Consider the following 16,965-nt stretch of genomic DNA (forward strand, 5'->3'; position numbering starts at 1 on the left):
ATGAGCGAAGCACAACAAAAACGTTGGTATGTCATTCAAGCTTACTCAGGTTATGAAGCGCGTGTTGCACAATCATTACGTGAATATATCAAATTACATAATATGGAAGACGCATTTGGCGAAGTATTAGTTCCTACAGAAGAAGTCGTTGAGATGAAAAGTGGTCAACGCCGTAAGAGTGAACGTAAATTCTTCCCAGGTTACGTACTAGTTGAAATGATAATGAACGATGCGACTTGGCATTTGGTCAAAAGTGTACCAAGAACTATGGGCTTTATTGGTGGTACATCGGATAGACCAGCACCGATTAGTCAACGTGAAGTTGATGCAATTATGAACCGCTTACAACAAGTCGGTGACAAACCTCGTCCTAAAACACTGTTTGAACCAGGTGAGCTTGTGCGTGTTAATGAAGGACCATTTGCTGACTTTAATGGTGTGGTTGAAGAAGTTGATTACGAAAAAAGTCGCCTAAAAGTTTCAGTTTCTATTTTTGGTCGTTCAACACCTGTTGAACTTGATTTTAGCCAAGTAGAAAAAAGCTAATTTATTTGAATATTTTTAATTCAATGACAACAAAAATCACAGAAATTATTCTGTGATTTTTTTTATGCAAAAAATCTGCCTTAAAAATAACAATTACTATTTTTTATTCGCTATTTAAATGTAATGACCAAGATAGCCTTATTTGGATCAACGTCAATGTTTTACCCTTTCGATAAAATGATAGGATAAACATAAAGGTGAATTTGTTCATCACCGACAGAAATGATTTGTATTGCATTTTAGTTTTTTGTCTATTTTTACTTCATTAGTATATTTCTTCTTGCTACTCTCCTCATTAAGTATCTTCGCTTAAAAGTATTTTTATAGCTCATAATGGTGTAATTAACTTTATGTTTTAAATCAAATCTTTCATTTTGATGCTATTTATACATTATTTTGTATGATATTTACAGTAACAAACTTATGGTTTTGTTATTCCCGTATGGGCTATGCAATAATATTTTTTGGTTTGAAATGATGATGATACATAAGTTTGCTGGCTTTTAGGGAATGGAAGGTGATTGCTTTGTCATTGGAACAATGATAATAATTACCCTATTAGTATGTGCTTTATACTCAGCTCTGGCTATATTTTTGACGATGTTTACGAAAAGAGAAAATTGATACGGCTGCAATTTATTGATATTTTGTCAAAGATCTATTTATTCGAGTTATTTTTAACGCAATTTTATTAGGTGTTGCTGTTGGAGTTAATGCAACATTTGGGGATAATCTATGCACCGCATAGCGCTAGAATATGCTAAGCATATAATGGTTATAGGTCGAATTTTTTATTATCAATTATAATTCTGACTGTTGTTGTTAGACTTGGTGTTACGTTGATGAAGGGAATGTTCTGGTTATGTTACCGAATTTACAACCAACTATTTAGGTTTATCAAAAACTAATTTTATCGATGTGCAAAGAATTTCCCTGAGCATTATAATAATGGTTATATTTCGATTTTTGGTTATAAGCTAAAATGCCAAGATTAAATCAAATTTAAATCAACACGCTGTATTGTTGGCATTAGACTAGAAACTATTGAGCTGATAACCCAAAAAGCTGAAGATTGCCAAAAATATCGTGTCGAAAATGTAGCGTATATGCGGACTCAGTACAAGATTTCAGTTAACTGGTATGATCAAATCTTACTTTTATACGTTAATTTCATTTAATTTAAAGCCAAAATACGGCGATGAATTTTATCTAAAAATTCATCCCGACGGGATATTGGTATTAGATGAATAAATTATCTTTACAAATTCAATAAATTACTCTTAGCGATAAAATTTAGTTTGTTTAACTCTTTCTATTTTTTACTAAGGTTAAAGTATAAGACCTCTTTTCATAAGGCGATCTTATCTGATCTTTTACATCATTTGTATTTGCATTGGTTGCTTTAGTAAACAGCAACCAAGCAAGGATATATTTGTGTGTGATGTTGCTCATTAAATATTTTTTTAAAAATATTTAAAATTAGCCATTTACAAAAAAATTCGTTTTAACTTGGTTCTTTATTAAAGATTATTATGCTATAGGTTAATTAGCAAAAATAAACCTGGCAAAACAATATTAATCTTCATAATTAAAATCTTCTAGTTGCTGCTGTAAATCTAACCATTTCATTTCTGATTCTTCTTGATCACCTTTAAGTTGGCTCTGTTTCAGTAATAATTCCGTTAATTGTGATTTATTTTCTGTTTCGTAAATAGTTGGATCAGCTAATTGTTCTTCAATTGCTTTTAATTGTTTTGTCAGTTGTTCAAGAACTTGCTCTTCTTTTTGCAACAATTTTTTAATTGGCTGCATTTGCGCTCTTAATTCCGCTTCACGGCGTTTTTGTTCTTTGCGCTCTTGCGAGGAGATATTTTGGACACTATCTTTTTTAGCCGCATCTTGATCGGGTTCAGGTTGATTTTCAGCTTTCTGTTCTTCAGCAAGCCATTTTTGGTAGTCATCAAGATCGCCATTAAATGGTTCGACTTTATGATTGTGGACTAAATAAAACTCATCAGTTGTTGAACGTAATAGATGACGATCATGTGATACAACAACTAAAGCTCCTTCAAAATCAATAAGCGCCTCGGTTAATGCCTGACGCATATCTAAATCTAAATGGTTAGTTGGTTCATCAAGTAACAGTAAATTGGGTTTTTGCCAAACAATTAGTGCTAACACTAATCGTGCTTTTTCACCGCCTGAAAATGTTTTTACAGGCTCATTGACTTTATCACCATGAAAATCAAAACCACCTAAATAGTTACGCAGTTCTTGTTCTGTTATTTTAGGATCAGCAAGTTTGGTTAGATGCCAAAGTGGCGATTCATCACCTCGCAAATACTCTAACTGATGCTGAGCAAAATAGCCTAATTGAACACCTTTGGCTAAATTAATATGGCCTTCTTTAGGTTGTAGTTCGCCCGCTAATAATTTAATTAAGGTCGACTTACCCGCTCCATTGCGTCCTAATAAACCAATTCTTGAGCCTGGCACAAGATTCAATTTAATTTTTTCAAGGACAATTTTATCTCCATAGCCGGCAACTACTTTATCCATCATCAATAATGGACTCGGTAAAAATTCAGCAGGTTTAAAATTAAAATGGAAAGGATTATCCACATGCGCTGGCGCTATCAGTTCCATTTTTTCTAGCATTTTAATTCGACTTTGCGCTTGTTTCGCTTTGGTTGCTTTAGCTCTAAAACGGTCGATGTAACTTTGCAAATGAGCGACTTTAAGTTGTTGGCTTTCGTATAATGATTGTTGTTGAGCCAATTTTGCTGAGCGCTGTGTTTCAAATGATGAATAATTGCCTGTGTATTCAAATAATTTCTTTTGTTCGATATGAATAATTTTATTCACTAAAGGATCTAAAAAATCTCGGTCATGTGAGATTAAAATTAGTGTACCTTGGTAATTACTTAACCACTTTTCAAGCCAAATTACAGCATCTAAATCAAGGTGGTTGGTCGGTTCGTCTAGAAGCAGTAAATCAGAACGACACATTAACGCTTGCGCCAAATTTAGTCGCATTCGCCAACCGCCTGAATAGGATTTAACCGGCAACAGAAGTTGTTCGTTAGAAAATCCTAAACCATGTAATAGTGTTGCAGCTCTTGCCTGTATTGACCAAGCATCAATGGTATCGAGTTTTTCATGAATAATTGCAATTTGTTCACCATTATTTTCTTGATTAGCAATGGCTAATTTCTGTTCTAATTGGCGATACTCTCGATCCCCATCAATAGCATACTCAATAGCAGGCACATCTAAAGCGGGTGTTTCTTGATTAACCCAAGCTAGTTGCCATTGTGCAGGAATGCTCAAGCTACCACCATCTGCTTGAATTTCACCTTTGATTAGCGAAAATAAGGTGGATTTTCCACAACCATTTTTACCAACTAATCCCACTTTTTGTTTAGGATTAATAGTGGCTGAAGCATTATCTAATAGGAGATTTACACCTCGGCGAATTTGGATAGAATCAAAAACAATCATGATATTGCGATCTATTATTCAAAATAAAATGAGCTATCCTAGCAAAAATTGAAGTTCAAGTAAAATCAAAATAGGATGACCAAGATGGCAATGAGTCCTTATAATCTAACGGCTAAAATTGCACAACAACTTGTTGATAGAACCATGAAAATCATTGATTGTAATATTAATATGATGGATGCGTAGGTAAGGTTTTCAGATAAATGAAAGCCCTTTATGATTGCTAAAGGGCTTAACGTTGTTTAGTTCTATTATGATTGTTTGATTGCTGTTAATGATCGACGAATAAAGTACAAACAGATCGCCACAAATACCGCTAATCCCAAATATTGTGGTAATGTACCTAAGTCAGCTGATATAGCCAATGGTGTATCACTACCGCCACTGGCAATACTGATAACAATCACTATAGCTAATAACACACCAACTAAACTTTCACCTACAATTAATCCCGAAGCAATTAACGCCGCTTTACTATCAACTTTTTTATATTGTGCTTCAGGATCTAAATTTTGTTTTTTTGCTTTAGCATAAGCGCCACGCTTAATTAACCACGATAGTATGGTGCCCACGAAGATTGGCATAGTAATGGTCGGCGGTAAATAGATACCCAAACCAACCGCTAATGCAGGTAAACGGAAGCGACATTTTGATTTTGCTAAAATTAAATCAATGATGATAATCATTGTACCGACCGCCAAGCCGATTAAAATCATGGTCCAATCAAGTTGATGAGAGAATATCCCTTTGGCAATAGTTGTTATTAAGGTTGCTTGCGGTGCAGCTAACACTTGTGAATGATCCATATCTGCTCGTGGTAATGCCCCGGTAAAACCATATGCGTTATAGAGAATCTCAAGAATAGGTGCGATAACAATAGCACCAACCACACAACCAATGAGTAAAGCAACCTGTTGTTTCCAAGGGGTTGCTTTAACAAGATAGCCTGTTTTAAGATCTTGTAAATTATCATTAGAAATACAAGCAACTGCTAAAACTGAACTGGTAGTAAATAGCGCTAAAGCAGTCGCAAAATTGGATCCTTCAACGGATGCTAACATACCATTGGCTTCACCTAAACCTAATAAGATGAGCGAAATTACAATAGCTGCGACAATGGCAATGCCTGATATTGGACTTGCGGATGAGCCAACTAGTCCAGCCATGTAACCACAAGCGGCAGCAACTAAAAAGCCCATAATAAAAGCAAATAGAACTGCACAAAATACTAATGCCCATGCAACGCCTGTTGATAACCCACTGCCAGAAATAAATGAATAAAAAGTCACGATTAAGATAATTAGCATCCCACCCATTATCAAAAAGATTGATTTAGGCGAGAGATCGCGATCTGTTTCGGCGATATCATTCGCTGAAACATCAGAACGTAAAGTGCTGAATGATATTTTTAAACCTTCAATAACTGGTTTGATTAATGTTAATAATGTCCATATTGCAGCAATTGCAATAGTACCAGCACCAATGTAGCGAATGTCTTTTGCCCAAAGTCCCATAGCAATTTTAGATAAAGGCTCATTAGTATCATAATCGGTTATAAGACTTAAAATAGGAATACCAAATCCCCAACCAATAATTGTCCCAACTAACACAGCAATACCCGAAATAATACCAATTAAATAACCTGCGCTAAGTAAAGCTAATGAAAAACCCATTGGTAATTGAAAGATTGATTTACCACCGGTAAACCAATAAGAGATACTTTCAGATAGTAATCGAAAACCATTAGTACAAACACTGACTACAGAAGCGATGACGCCACCGACTAAAATATCTTTTAGGCCTTCATTGGTATCGTTATCCCCTGATTTTGAGCCAGCTTTTAAAATTTCAGCAGCAGCGATCCCTTCGGGGTAAGGTAGTGTGCTTTTTACTACCATAACATGACGCAATGGGATTGAAAATAATACGCCCAACATTCCTCCAGCAGCACATATGGCAAAGGTTTGTAAAAACGGAAAACCTTGCCAGTAACCAATCATTAATAATCCCGGTAACACAAAGATAATTGAAGACAAAGTACCCGCTGCTGATGCTTGGGTTTGCACCATATTATTTTCTAAAATGGTTGAGCCAGAAAAAAGCCTCAATATTGCCATAGAAATAACGGCTGCCGGAATAGCAGAAGAAAATGTTAATCCAACTTTTAAACCTAAATAGACATTAGATGCAGTAAAAATAATCGTTATAAAGGCACCTAGAATAGTGCCTCTTAATGTAAGTTCACGTAAGTTATTCATTTTTATTAATGTAATTGATTTAGCATACCGACATTATATACTGAAATTCACTTTATTTGTTGTTTATCTTTTTTTGTTTGTCTTATTTGGATTTTTTTGCTTGTTAAATTTTTTTAGTGTAATTGTGCTTGAATTTATTATGAATAATTTGAGTAGTAATAGGTTAGTAATATTAAAAAAATAACTGTTTTATTGTGAATATATTACAATATGCGCTTAGGTCAATTTAATTGAGATATCTACCGTGAATGGATTAAAGCGTCTACAAGCTATTACAAAGCAACTTCGTGATCCGATTAATGGTTGTGAATGGGATCGCGTACAAACTTTTACCTCATTAAAGCCTTATACTTTAGAAGAAACTTATGAAGTTTTAGAGGCTATCGATCAACAAGATATGCAAGAACTGAAAAATGAATTAGGCGATCTGTTATTTCAAATTGTTTTTTATGCTGATTTGGCTGACGAGCAAAAGGCGTTTAATTTTGATGATATTTGCAATGCGGTTGCTGATAAATTAGTTCGTCGTCATCCACATATCTTTTCAGATAATCCTGCTGCAAAACTCAATTGGGAGCAGCTCAAACAACAAGAGCGTAATGAGCGAGCGCAGTTCTCGATACTCGATGATATTCCTAATTCTCTTCCTGCTTTGATGAGAGCTGAGAAAATCCAAAAACGCTGTGCATCTGTTGGTTTTGATTGGTTAGCGTTGCAGCCTGTCTTAGATAAAGTAAAAGAAGAGCTAATTGAAGTCGAGCAAGAGCTAAATAAATCAACACTTGAACAAGACAAAATTGAAGAAGAATTAGGCGATTTGATTTTTGCAACGGTTAATTTAGCACGTCATTTGAAAGTTAAATCGGAACTTTGCGCGCAAAAAGCAAATAACAAGTTTGTTCGTCGATTTAAACAAGTGGAATCGCTATTAAAACAAAAAAATCTGGCTTTAGTTGATGCAACACTTGAACAAATGGAAGACGCGTGGCAAAGTGTTAAGCAATTAGAAAAATCAAATAGCGAAGTAAATAAAAATGACTGAACAAAAAAACGAACTGTATCAAGAAATAGAAGCGTGGGCACAAAATGCGATATTACATAGTCCAACATGGAGCATTAATCAGCTTGATTACTCTGAAAAGAGCATCACTGTTGTTGAAATGATTATCAGCGAAATTGCCGAAAAAAACTTTAGTATTCCTGAAGAACAATTAAATATGATTGCTCAAGAGTATGGATGTTACCTACTACTCACCGCACATAAAATATATGGTGGCGAGTTTTATTATAATGAAGAGTTCGAACAACCTATGCTGATTTGCTGTGAACCCGATGCAATGATTGTGCTAATGACCTGGAATAAAGTGAAAGGGCGTTTATTGGGTGATAAAACTGATCATATTGCTTATTTCCTTGATGAATTTGGTAAAGCGACCTTCCAACCTGAAAAAGGCACACATGTGGTTTACTTATAACTTCGTAGAAAGTGAGATAAGGTTGTTGATGTAAAGATTAAGTGAGATTAGCACTTAACACTTTTTAAAGTTAATATTTATTGTAGGGTGGTTGGAAATGTATTACACACTTTATATCGGCAATAAAAACTACTCTACATGGTCTATGCGGCCTTGGGTGGTGATGAAATATTTTGATATTCCCTTTGCTGAAAAATTGGTTAAATTTGATAGTTTTGATGAAGATTCCCTATTTAAAACTACGATATCATCCATTTCAAAATTTGGAACTGTTCCGATACTTGTTGATAACGATCTTGTTATTACCGATTCTTTAGCGATTTGTGAATACTTAGCTGAACAGCATCGCAATTTAGCGCTATGGCCGACAGATATAAAACGTAGAGCAATGGCTCGTAGCTTAGTTGCAAAAATGCATTCGGGATTTCAAGCGATTCGAAATTATTTACCCATGAATATCGAGGCTGAATTGCCAGAAGTTGGGCAGATAATTTTACGTGATCACCCCGAAGTCAAAAAAGAGCTCTTGTTCTTAGATGATTTATTAACGTCTTTTTTATCTTCTAACAAATCAAATGATCACTATTTATTTGGTGATTTTAGTATAGCTGATGGATTTTATGCACCTTTATGCTTAAGATTAAAAAATTATCATATTCAGACAAGCTCAACTTTAGCTAATTACATTGAAACGATTTGTCATACTAAAGGTATTCAAGCGTGGATAAATGAGGCGTTAAAAGAACACAGCTTTGTCACGATGGATGAACCTTATCGATTACACCGATAATTAAAGATTTTGCTAAAAATAACCCCACTTAACATTGCGTAAGTGGGGTTAATTTTTGGATTTAATCTAAAAACGCAATCACACTTCTAAATAATCTAAAATTCCTTCTGCTGCTTTACGTCCTTCGCTAATGGCGGTGACGACTAAGTCAGAGCCTCGTACTGCATCGCCGCCGGCAAAGATTTTTGCATTAGTCGTTTGATACCCTTTAACCTCTGGGGCAATAATGCGACCTTGCTTATCTAAATCAACTCCATGTTCTGTAAGCCAAGGCATTGAGTGCGGCTTAAAACCAAATGCCATTACCACTGCATCGGCAGGTAAAATAAATTCAGACCCTTCAATAATAACTGGTGAGCGGCGGCCTTTAGCATCTGGCTCACCTAATTCAGTCCTGACCATTTTCACGCCGGTAACGTGCCCAGTATTATTAATTTCTATACTTAATGGCTGTACATTAAATTGAAATTGTACTCCTTCCTCTTTGGCGTTTTTGACTTCGCGTTTAGAACCGGGCATATTGGCTTCATCACGACGATAGGCACAAGTCACGTCAGTTGCACCTTGGCGAATTGAAGTGCGGACACAGTCCATCGCTGTATCACCCCCACCTAATACAACTACACGTTTATTTTTCATGTCGATGTATGGGGTATCTTTGGTTTGTTCATGATGCATTATGTGCTTAGTATTGGCGATCAAAAATGGTAACGCATCATAAACGCCGTTAGCATCTTCATTTTCGAGTCCTGCGCGCATTGATTGATAGGTACCTGTTCCAATAAAAACAGCATCGAACTCATTGAGTAACTCAGATAATTGAACTGTTTTTCCTACTTCGGTATTTAGACGAAACTCAACTCCCATCTCGGTAAAAATTTTACGACGGTTGATTAATACTTCCTTATCCAATTTAAATGCAGGAATACCAAAGGTTAATAGCCCACCAATTTCAGGGTGACGATCAAAAACTACCGGTGTTACACCATTACGTACTAAAACATCAGCGCAAGCAAGTCCTGCAGGACCCGCACCAATAATGGCGACTTTTAATCCCGTTTTTTCAACATTAGTTAAGTTAGGTTTCCATCCCATTTTAAAGGCTTCATCGGTAATATAGCGTTCAATATTACCGATAGTAACAGCGCCAAACTCTGCGTTTAAGGTGCATGATCCTTCACAAAGTCGATCTTGAGGGCAAACACGGCCACAAACTTCCGGTAAACTATTAGTTTGGTGAGAGAGTTCAACTGCCTCTAAAATTTTACCTTCGTTAACTAATTTTAGCCAATTCGGAATATAGTTATGCACAGGGCAACGCCATTCACAATAGGGGTTACCACAAGCCAAACAGCGATCGGCTTGGGCTTGAGATTGCGCAGGGGAAAATCCTTCGTAAATTTCAACAAATTCTATTTTACGAATATTCAACGGTTTTTTTGGCGGATCGACACGTTGTAAATCGATAAACTGATAAACATTTTGACTCATTTTCGTGCTCTCCTTACTGTGCTTGAACGCGTAGTTCTGCTGATGAACGACTACGATGACCAAGCAGCGCTTTTACATCGCTCGATTTAGGTTTAACTAAAACAAATTGTTTAGCAAAATCCTGCCAATTAGCTAAAATTTCTTCAGCGCGTGATGAGTGAGTAAGTTGAGCATGCTCCATGATTAATCCTCGTAAGTGCTCTTCATGTATTGAATAATCAGCAACATTTAGCATTTCGACTAACTCTTTATTGATACGTTTATGAAAATCGCCATCAGCATCTAAAATATAGGCAAATCCACCAGTCATACCGGCACCAAAGTTAACCCCTGTTTTACCAAGTACGCATACAATACCGCCTGTCATATATTCACAGCCATTATCACCAATGCCTTCAACAACACTAATAGCACCAGAATTACGTACGGCAAAACGTTCACCGGCACGACCTGCGGCAAATAATTTACCGCCAGTTGCACCATATAAACAGGTATTACCGGCAATGGTTGCTTCATGGCTTAAAAATGCCGAACCTTGTGGGGGGCGAATGACTATACGTCCGCCAGCCATGCCTTTACCAACATAGTCATTAGCATCACCTGTAAGGGTTAAATCCACACCACCGGCATTCCATACACCAAAACTTTGACCGGCTGTACCATTAAAGTTAAGGTTGATAGGATCGGTCACTAAACCTTGATCGCCATATTTTTTAGCAATATAGCCGGATAAACTTGCTCCAACTGAACGATCGGTATTTTGAATTTCAAAATAGAAACTTTTGCTTTGACGATTATCCACCGCTTCTTGTGCTTGGGTTATGATCGCTTTATTAAGTAGCCCTTTGTCAAAAGGTTTATTATCCTCAATACAATATACCGGTTTACCTTCAAGCGGTGTGGCTGTTTTAAGTAATCCTGATAAATCAAGTTTTTGTTGTTTAGCTGTTATGCCATCGAGTTCTAACAGCAAATCAGTACGACCAATTAAGTCGATGATGCGACTAACACCTAGTTCAGCCATAACTTCACGCGTATCACGAGCAATAAAGCGGAAATAATTCATCGCTTTTTCTGGTAATCCATGATAGTGCTCACTTCGTAATTTCTCATCTTGAGTAGCAACGCCGGTTGCACAATTATTAAGATGGCAAATACGTAAATATTTACAGCCTAAGGCAACCATTGGCCCCGTTCCAAAGCCAAAACTTTCCGCCCCTAAAATAGCGGCTTTTACAATATCAACACCAGTTTTAAGGCCGCCGTCAACTTGTAGGCGTATTTTGTGACGTAAACCATTGGCAACAAGCGATTGTTGCGTTTCAACCAGACCTAATTCCCATGGCGAGCCGGCATATTTCACAGATGTTAATGGACTGGCTCCGGTACCACCATCGTAACCCGAAATAGTGATTAAATCGGCATAAGCTTTAGCAACCCCTGTTGCAATTGTTCCAACACCCGGTTCCGAAACTAATTTAACCGAAATCATTGCAGTTGGATTGATCTGTTTCAGGTCAAAAATAAGTTGTGCCAAATCTTCAATTGAATAAATATCGTGGTGAGGAGGTGGTGAAATTAATGTTACCCCTGGCACAGAAAAACGTAATTTTGCAATATAAGGGGTGACTTTATCACCCGGTAATTGGCCGCCTTCACCCGGTTTTGCGCCTTGTGCCACTTTAATTTGAATCACATCCGCACTCATTAAATAACCAGGTGTAACGCCAAAGCGACCAGACGCCACTTGTTTGATGCGTGAAACTTTTATACTGTTATAACGAGCAGGATCTTCGCCGCCTTCCCCAGAGTTTGAAAAACCACCTAACGTATTCATTGCGGTTGCAAGAGATTCATGCGCTTCAGGACTTAACGCGCCAATTGACATCGCAGCGGAATCAAAACGTTTAAATAAAGCCTCTTCAGGTTCGACTTCATTAAGTGCAATAGCGCCACTTTCTGGTGGATTAAGTTTTAATAAATCACGCAATGTAGCAACTGGTCGATTATTGACGATATCGGCATAACGCTTATACTCTTCATAACTACCATTATTTACAGCTTTTTGTAATGACTGCACCACATCTGGATTATAAGCGTGGTATTCGCCACCATGAACAAATTTGAGTAATCCACCTTGTTCTAATGGTTTACGGCGTAACCACGCTTTTTTGGATAGGTTAAATTGGTCTTGAGCAAAATCATCAAAATTAGCACCACTAATTCGGCTTGTAACGCCTTGGAAACAAAGTTCTACCACATCCTTATGTAAGCCAACTGCTTCAAACAGTTTAGAGCAACGGTAAGAGGCGACTGTCGAAATGCCCATCTTGGACATGATTTTATATAAACCTTTATTAATCCCGTTACGATAATTAAGTATTGCTTCACGGTAGGTTTTATTAATCGTACCTTTATCGACCATTTGCGCTAAAGTTTCATACGCTAAATATGGATAGATTGCAGTTGCGCCAAAGCCTAGTAAGACAGCAAACTGATGTGGATCTCGACAGCTTGCTGTTTCAACAATAATATTGGCATCGCAACGTAAATTTTTCTCAACTAAACGTTGTTGCACAGCACCAACAGCCATTGGCGCAGGAATGGGTAGGCGATCGGCTGCAATATTTTTATCTGATAGAATCAGCAATACTGTGCCATTTTTTACTTTGGCTTCAGCATCACCACAAAGCTGTTCAATTGCATCACGTAAGCTACCATCAATTTCATAGGTAATATCAAGCGTTTCTGATTTATAGTATTTTGACTCTAACGTCGTTAACTGCTGAAAATCTGAATACACTAAAACTGGATATTTAAATGCCACACGATGCGCTTGTCCTTCCGCTTCGGCAAACACATTCATTTCACGGCCAATACTGGTAGAAAGTGACATAACGTGCGCTTCACGCAATGGATCGATTGGTGGATTGGTTACTTGCGCAAATTTTTGGCGGAAGTAATCATAAATTAAGCGTGGACGGCTTGATAATACCGCAAATGGCGTATCATCGCCCATCGAGCCTGTTGCTTCTTGACCATTTTCACCTAAAACGCGAATGCATTGATCAAGTTCTTCATTGCTATAACCAAATTGTTTTTGGTAAGTCGCCAGTAACGTATCATCATAATCACGAGAGCCGATATCATCATCAGGAAGATCTTCAACTGGAATCAGACGTTTTACATTCTTAGCCATCCACTCTTTGTATGGGTGACGTTTTTGTAAATCGTTATCAGTTTCAGACGATTGTAAAATTCGACCTTCTTCGGTATCAATCACCAGTAATTCGCCCGGACCGACGCGCCCTTTAGTTACCACTTCATCTGGTTGATAATCCCAAATACCAATTTCCGATGCGCAGGTGATGAGTTTGTCTGTGGTAATAACATAACGAGCAGGGCGTAGACCGTTACGATCTAAGTTACAAGCAGCATAACGACCATCCGACATAACAATGCCTGCTGGACCATCCCATGGTTCCATATGCATAGAGTTAAAATCAAAAAAGGCACGCAGATCTTCATTCATATCTGGATTGTTTTGCCATGCAGGTGGAACAAGTAAACGCATTGCACGTACTATATCCATCCCACCAACAAGGAATAATTCAAGCATATTATCAAGTGAACTTGAATCCGAACCCGTTACATTCACAAACGGTGCGGCATTTTGTAAGTCAGGTATAAGTGGCGTTTTAAATTTGTAAGATCGCGCTTTGGCCCATTGGCGATTGCCCTCAATAGTATTAATTTCACCATTGTGGGCTAAATGTCTAAATGGCTGGGCAAGTGGCCAACGCGGTACAGTATTGGTTGAAAAACGTTGATGGAATAAACAGATTGCTGTTTCCATACGAATATCTGCCAAATCTAAATAGAATCGAGGTAAATCTTTAGGCATGCAAAGGCCTTTATAGATATTGACCTGATTTGAAAAACTACAGACATAAAACGTATCATCTTGCACACGCTTTTCTATGCGACGCCTAACCATATATAAACGACGCTCTAAATCAATTTTTGTCCAACCCGCAGGCGCATTAACAAAGACTTGTTCAATTCTTGGTAGTGATGACAGGGCAATTTCACCTAACACACTTTTATCAATTGGCACTTCGCGCCAACCTAAAATTGATAAAGTTTCATCCGCTAACTCTTCTTCAACAATTTCACGACTAGCTTGAGCTTCGGCTTCATCTTGGCTTAAAAATAGCATGCCTACAGCATAATTTGTTGCTAAACGCCATCCGGCATCTTCAGCTACAAGCCTAAAAAATCGATCGGGTTTTTGCATTAAAAGCCCACAGCCATCGCCCGTTTTACCATCGGATAAAATGGCACCACGGTGCTGCATTCTTGCAAGTCCGTGAATTGCTGTACGCACCACCTTGTGACTTGGTTGCCCTTCAATATGGGCTATCAAACCAAATCCGCAGTTATCTTTTTCATGATGCTGGTTATATAACATATCATTGCCTCTAAATCATCGCTTTTATATTTTGTGAAAGTATAGGCATTAATCCCATAATGGCTAAGAAATTAAAGAAAAAAGGTATTTTGGTCAAATAAATATTACTTATAAGTCAATCTTTTAATAAGGTCTATCTGAGTTATTAATGAAGCTAATAATTGATTTGTAGCTTATTGATTATTAAGATAATAATTAAGTATATGGCTGTTATTTTCAAAAAAAATTATATAATTAATATCAATGATAATTGTTATTTTTGTAAATAAGTTTAACTAAATTAGAATGTTTAAGTATGAAATTATATGAGAATTTAATTCGTCTCGACAAAAGTGTTTGTAAAAAAACTTATCCAGCAGGATTAACTTATTTTTAACCAATTAGTTAATATTATTAAATTAGCTTAATATCGCTTATTGAATTAAAAATTCAATATAAACAAACAAAGTGATTGCAAATTACTCAAAAATAGGTATTTTGTAAGCTAATATAGTGTATTTTTAATGCTTATAACGTTTAAATTAATACAGATGTTTTAAATATTTAGCAAAATAATTATCTGATATTAATAAGAAAATAATGCTGAATAATTGTGAATTTAAAGAATGTTAATCATTTAACATATATTTAAATATAACTTTATTCATAAGATCTGAATCTGATAGAGAGGATTATATGGATATGGAAAAAGGACTAGCCACTCTTACTCAATATGGTAAAGGTGTGAGTAATGGGCTTAATGGCGCAATCAGCCATAATCGTTACACATTAACAATAGAAGCCTTAGGCTCAGCAATATCGGTATTAGATGTAAGCAGTGATGAAACCCTTAACCAGCCCTGGCATTATCGCATTTCCTTTACAAGTTCAGATAAACACCTCACACTTGACTCGGTTTTAAATCAAAAAGCCGCATTTATTTTTCACCCGGCGAATAATTTCGATATTGTCTCAAAGGTAACGCAAACGCTTAATACCTTAAGTGCTTTTGCTCCGCTTGAATCGTCGTTGACCGACCTGTTATCGTCAGGCGATTCACGCATTGTATACGGGGTGATTACTGAGTTTAGTCAGTTATCGGTCAATAAAGAGCAAGCGCATTATCAGGTGGTATTGTCCTCGGTGCTGGCAAAGCTGGCACTCAGTCATAACAGTGCTATTTTTCAGAATTTGAGTGTGGTGGGCGTTGTTGAAGAGGTGCTGCGTGGGCATGGTTTTACCGGCATTGACTACCGTTTAGAATTAAAAGACCGTTATCCGGTCCGGGAGCTTATCACCCAATGGCAGGAGAGTGACCTGACCTTTATTCAACGAATTTTAGCCGATGTGGGGATATGGTTTCGTTTTGAAACGCATGCTGAGCACAGTTGTGATGTTATGGTCTTAAGTGATTACGAACAAGGTTATCAGCAGGCAAAGGATATCGACTACAAACTACCGAGTGGCACTTTAGATGCGGGTGTTGACAGTGTGTGGGATATGGGTTTACACAGTCAGATGGTTGAAGCGTCAGTTCAGGTGCAGGATTATAATTACCGGGATGCAGGCAGCAATTTACAAACGGAAGTGAACAGTCAGCCGACAAACGGGACAACATATGGCACGAATTACCGTTATGAAGAGCACTATAAAGGATTGAATGATAATGGCACGGCTAATGCTGGTCGTGATAGCGATACAGCCAACCGTTTTGCGGCAGGAGAGCAAAATGGTAACCGCGAAGGTAATCAGGATAACAGCATTGAAAGTGGGACATGGTATGCGCGTATTCGTCATGAACAGGCAATCAGTAGTCAGGTAATCATCAGCGGTAAAAGTAACCGCTGTCAGCTGGTGCCGGGTCAACGTATTCGCATAACAGGTAACCCGTTAGCCGATACGCAAGAGGGGTTTATCATTATAAGTGTGGCTGGGCACGGTAACCGCACGGATGCTTATGAAGTGGCATTTACCGCCATCCCGTATCAGGTATTAAAACCCTACCGCCCTAAACCGATAGCATGGCCACAAATCAGTGGCACCTTACCGGCACGGGTGACCAGTCCGGATAATGACACCTATGGTTATATTGACACTCAGGGTCGATACCGGGTTAAGTTTAACTTTGACCTGAAAAGCTGGAACAGCGGTGAAGAGAGCTTATGGGTCAGACTGGCGAAACCGTATGCCGGTGGTAGTTATGGTTTTCACTTTCCGCTTATTGACGGTACGGAGGTGGCGATAGCCTTTACTAACGGTAACCCTGACCGCCCTTATATTGCTTATGCGATGCATGACAGTGCCCACCCTGACCATGTTGCAACGGCCAACAAACATCGCAATGTGATTCGCACGGCGACCAACAATAAACTGCGGATGGATGATAAACGCGGTCAGGAGCACATCAAGTTAGCCACTGAATACGGAAAAACCCAGCTTAATATTGGTCACTTA

Annotated in this window: 9 protein-coding genes and 1 pseudogene; 6 read left to right on the forward strand and 4 right to left on the reverse strand. The window is 37.7% G+C overall.

Features of this window, described 5'->3' with window-relative positions; translation table 11 throughout:
- Nucleotides 1-546: a transcription termination/antitermination protein NusG gene (gene nusG, locus A9G09_RS06365; protein ID WP_065633261.1), complete on the forward strand. Its 546-nt coding sequence runs from the start codon at nucleotides 1-3 to the stop codon at nucleotides 544-546.
- Nucleotides 547-2,121: 1,575 nt separating this feature from the next.
- Here the strand turns inward: nusG and A9G09_RS06370 are convergent.
- A complete protein-coding gene (locus A9G09_RS06370; RefSeq protein WP_065633260.1) occupies nucleotides 2,122-4,047 on the reverse strand; it encodes an ABC transporter ATP-binding protein in 1,926 nt (641 codons plus the stop codon).
- Nucleotides 4,048-4,137: 90 nt separating this feature from the next.
- Between A9G09_RS06370 and A9G09_RS12715 the strand changes: the two are divergent.
- A pseudogene (locus tag A9G09_RS12715) lies at nucleotides 4,138-4,230 on the forward strand (sugar diacid recognition domain-containing protein); the annotation flags it as partial.
- A gap of 68 nt (nucleotides 4,231-4,298) precedes the next feature.
- Here the strand turns inward: A9G09_RS12715 and A9G09_RS06375 are convergent.
- On the reverse strand, nucleotides 4,299-6,305 hold the full coding sequence (locus tag A9G09_RS06375) for an OPT family oligopeptide transporter (protein ID WP_065633259.1): 2,007 nt from the start codon (nucleotides 6,303-6,305) through the stop codon (nucleotides 4,299-4,301).
- 235 nt (nucleotides 6,306-6,540) lie between these two features.
- On the opposite strand from A9G09_RS06375, the gene mazG reads away from it, so the two are divergent.
- The 3 genes from mazG to A9G09_RS06390 all read left to right on the forward strand — a co-directional run bounded on the left by mazG (nucleotide 6,541) and on the right by A9G09_RS06390 (nucleotide 8,570).
- The gene (mazG, locus tag A9G09_RS06380) at nucleotides 6,541-7,347 is read left to right on the forward strand and encodes a nucleoside triphosphate pyrophosphohydrolase (RefSeq protein ID WP_065633258.1); all 807 of its coding nucleotides are present in this window, start codon (nucleotides 6,541-6,543) and stop codon (nucleotides 7,345-7,347) included.
- Complete coding sequence (locus A9G09_RS06385) at nucleotides 7,340-7,780, forward strand: hypothetical protein (protein WP_065633257.1); 441 nt, start codon at nucleotides 7,340-7,342, stop codon at nucleotides 7,778-7,780. The genes mazG and A9G09_RS06385 overlap by 8 nt, the downstream gene beginning before the upstream one ends.
- A gap of 97 nt (nucleotides 7,781-7,877) precedes the next feature.
- On the forward strand, nucleotides 7,878-8,570 hold the full coding sequence (locus A9G09_RS06390; RefSeq protein ID WP_065633256.1) for a glutathione S-transferase: 693 nt from the start codon (nucleotides 7,878-7,880) through the stop codon (nucleotides 8,568-8,570).
- A 78-nt stretch (nucleotides 8,571-8,648) separates the two neighbouring features.
- On the opposite strand, the gene A9G09_RS06395 is transcribed toward A9G09_RS06390, so the two are convergent.
- Nucleotides 8,649-10,061, reverse strand: a complete 1,413-nt coding sequence (locus tag A9G09_RS06395; protein WP_065633255.1) for an FAD-dependent oxidoreductase — start codon at nucleotides 10,059-10,061, stop codon at nucleotides 8,649-8,651.
- Nucleotides 10,062-10,074: 13 nt separating this feature from the next.
- Nucleotides 10,075-14,532, reverse strand: coding sequence for a glutamate synthase large subunit (gene gltB / locus A9G09_RS06400; protein ID WP_065633254.1), 4,458 nt, complete (start codon nucleotides 14,530-14,532; stop codon nucleotides 10,075-10,077).
- A 675-nt stretch (nucleotides 14,533-15,207) separates the two neighbouring features.
- Here gltB and A9G09_RS06405 point away from each other — a divergent pair.
- Nucleotides 15,208-16,965: type VI secretion system Vgr family protein (locus A9G09_RS06405; RefSeq protein WP_065634047.1), on the forward strand; the 1,758-nt coding region annotated here is incomplete at its 3' end.

Source organism: Gilliamella sp. wkB292 (assembly GCF_001690235.1).
In the GTDB taxonomy this organism is placed as follows: Bacteria; Pseudomonadota; Gammaproteobacteria; order Enterobacterales; family Orbaceae; genus Gilliamella; species Gilliamella apicola_F.

What these genes read in the sequence shown, in the direction of transcription:
- nusG (WP_065633261.1), top strand. Translation starts at nt 1, where the DNA reads ATGAGCGAAGCACAACAAAAACGTTGGTATGTCATTCAAGCTTACTCA.
- A9G09_RS06370 (WP_065633260.1), bottom strand. Translation starts at nt 4,047, where the DNA reads ATGATTGTTTTTGATTCTATCCAAATTCGCCGAGGTGTAAATCTCCTA.
- A9G09_RS06375 (WP_065633259.1), bottom strand. Translation starts at nt 6,305, where the DNA reads ATGAATAACTTACGTGAACTTACATTAAGAGGCACTATTCTAGGTGCC.
- A9G09_RS06385 (WP_065633257.1), top strand. Translation starts at nt 7,340, where the DNA reads ATGACTGAACAAAAAAACGAACTGTATCAAGAAATAGAAGCGTGGGCA.
- A9G09_RS06390 (WP_065633256.1), top strand. Translation starts at nt 7,878, where the DNA reads ATGTATTACACACTTTATATCGGCAATAAAAACTACTCTACATGGTCT.
- A9G09_RS06395 (WP_065633255.1), bottom strand. Translation starts at nt 10,061, where the DNA reads ATGAGTCAAAATGTTTATCAGTTTATCGATTTACAACGTGTCGATCCG.
- gltB (WP_065633254.1), bottom strand. Translation starts at nt 14,532, where the DNA reads ATGTTATATAACCAGCATCATGAAAAAGATAACTGCGGATTTGGTTTG.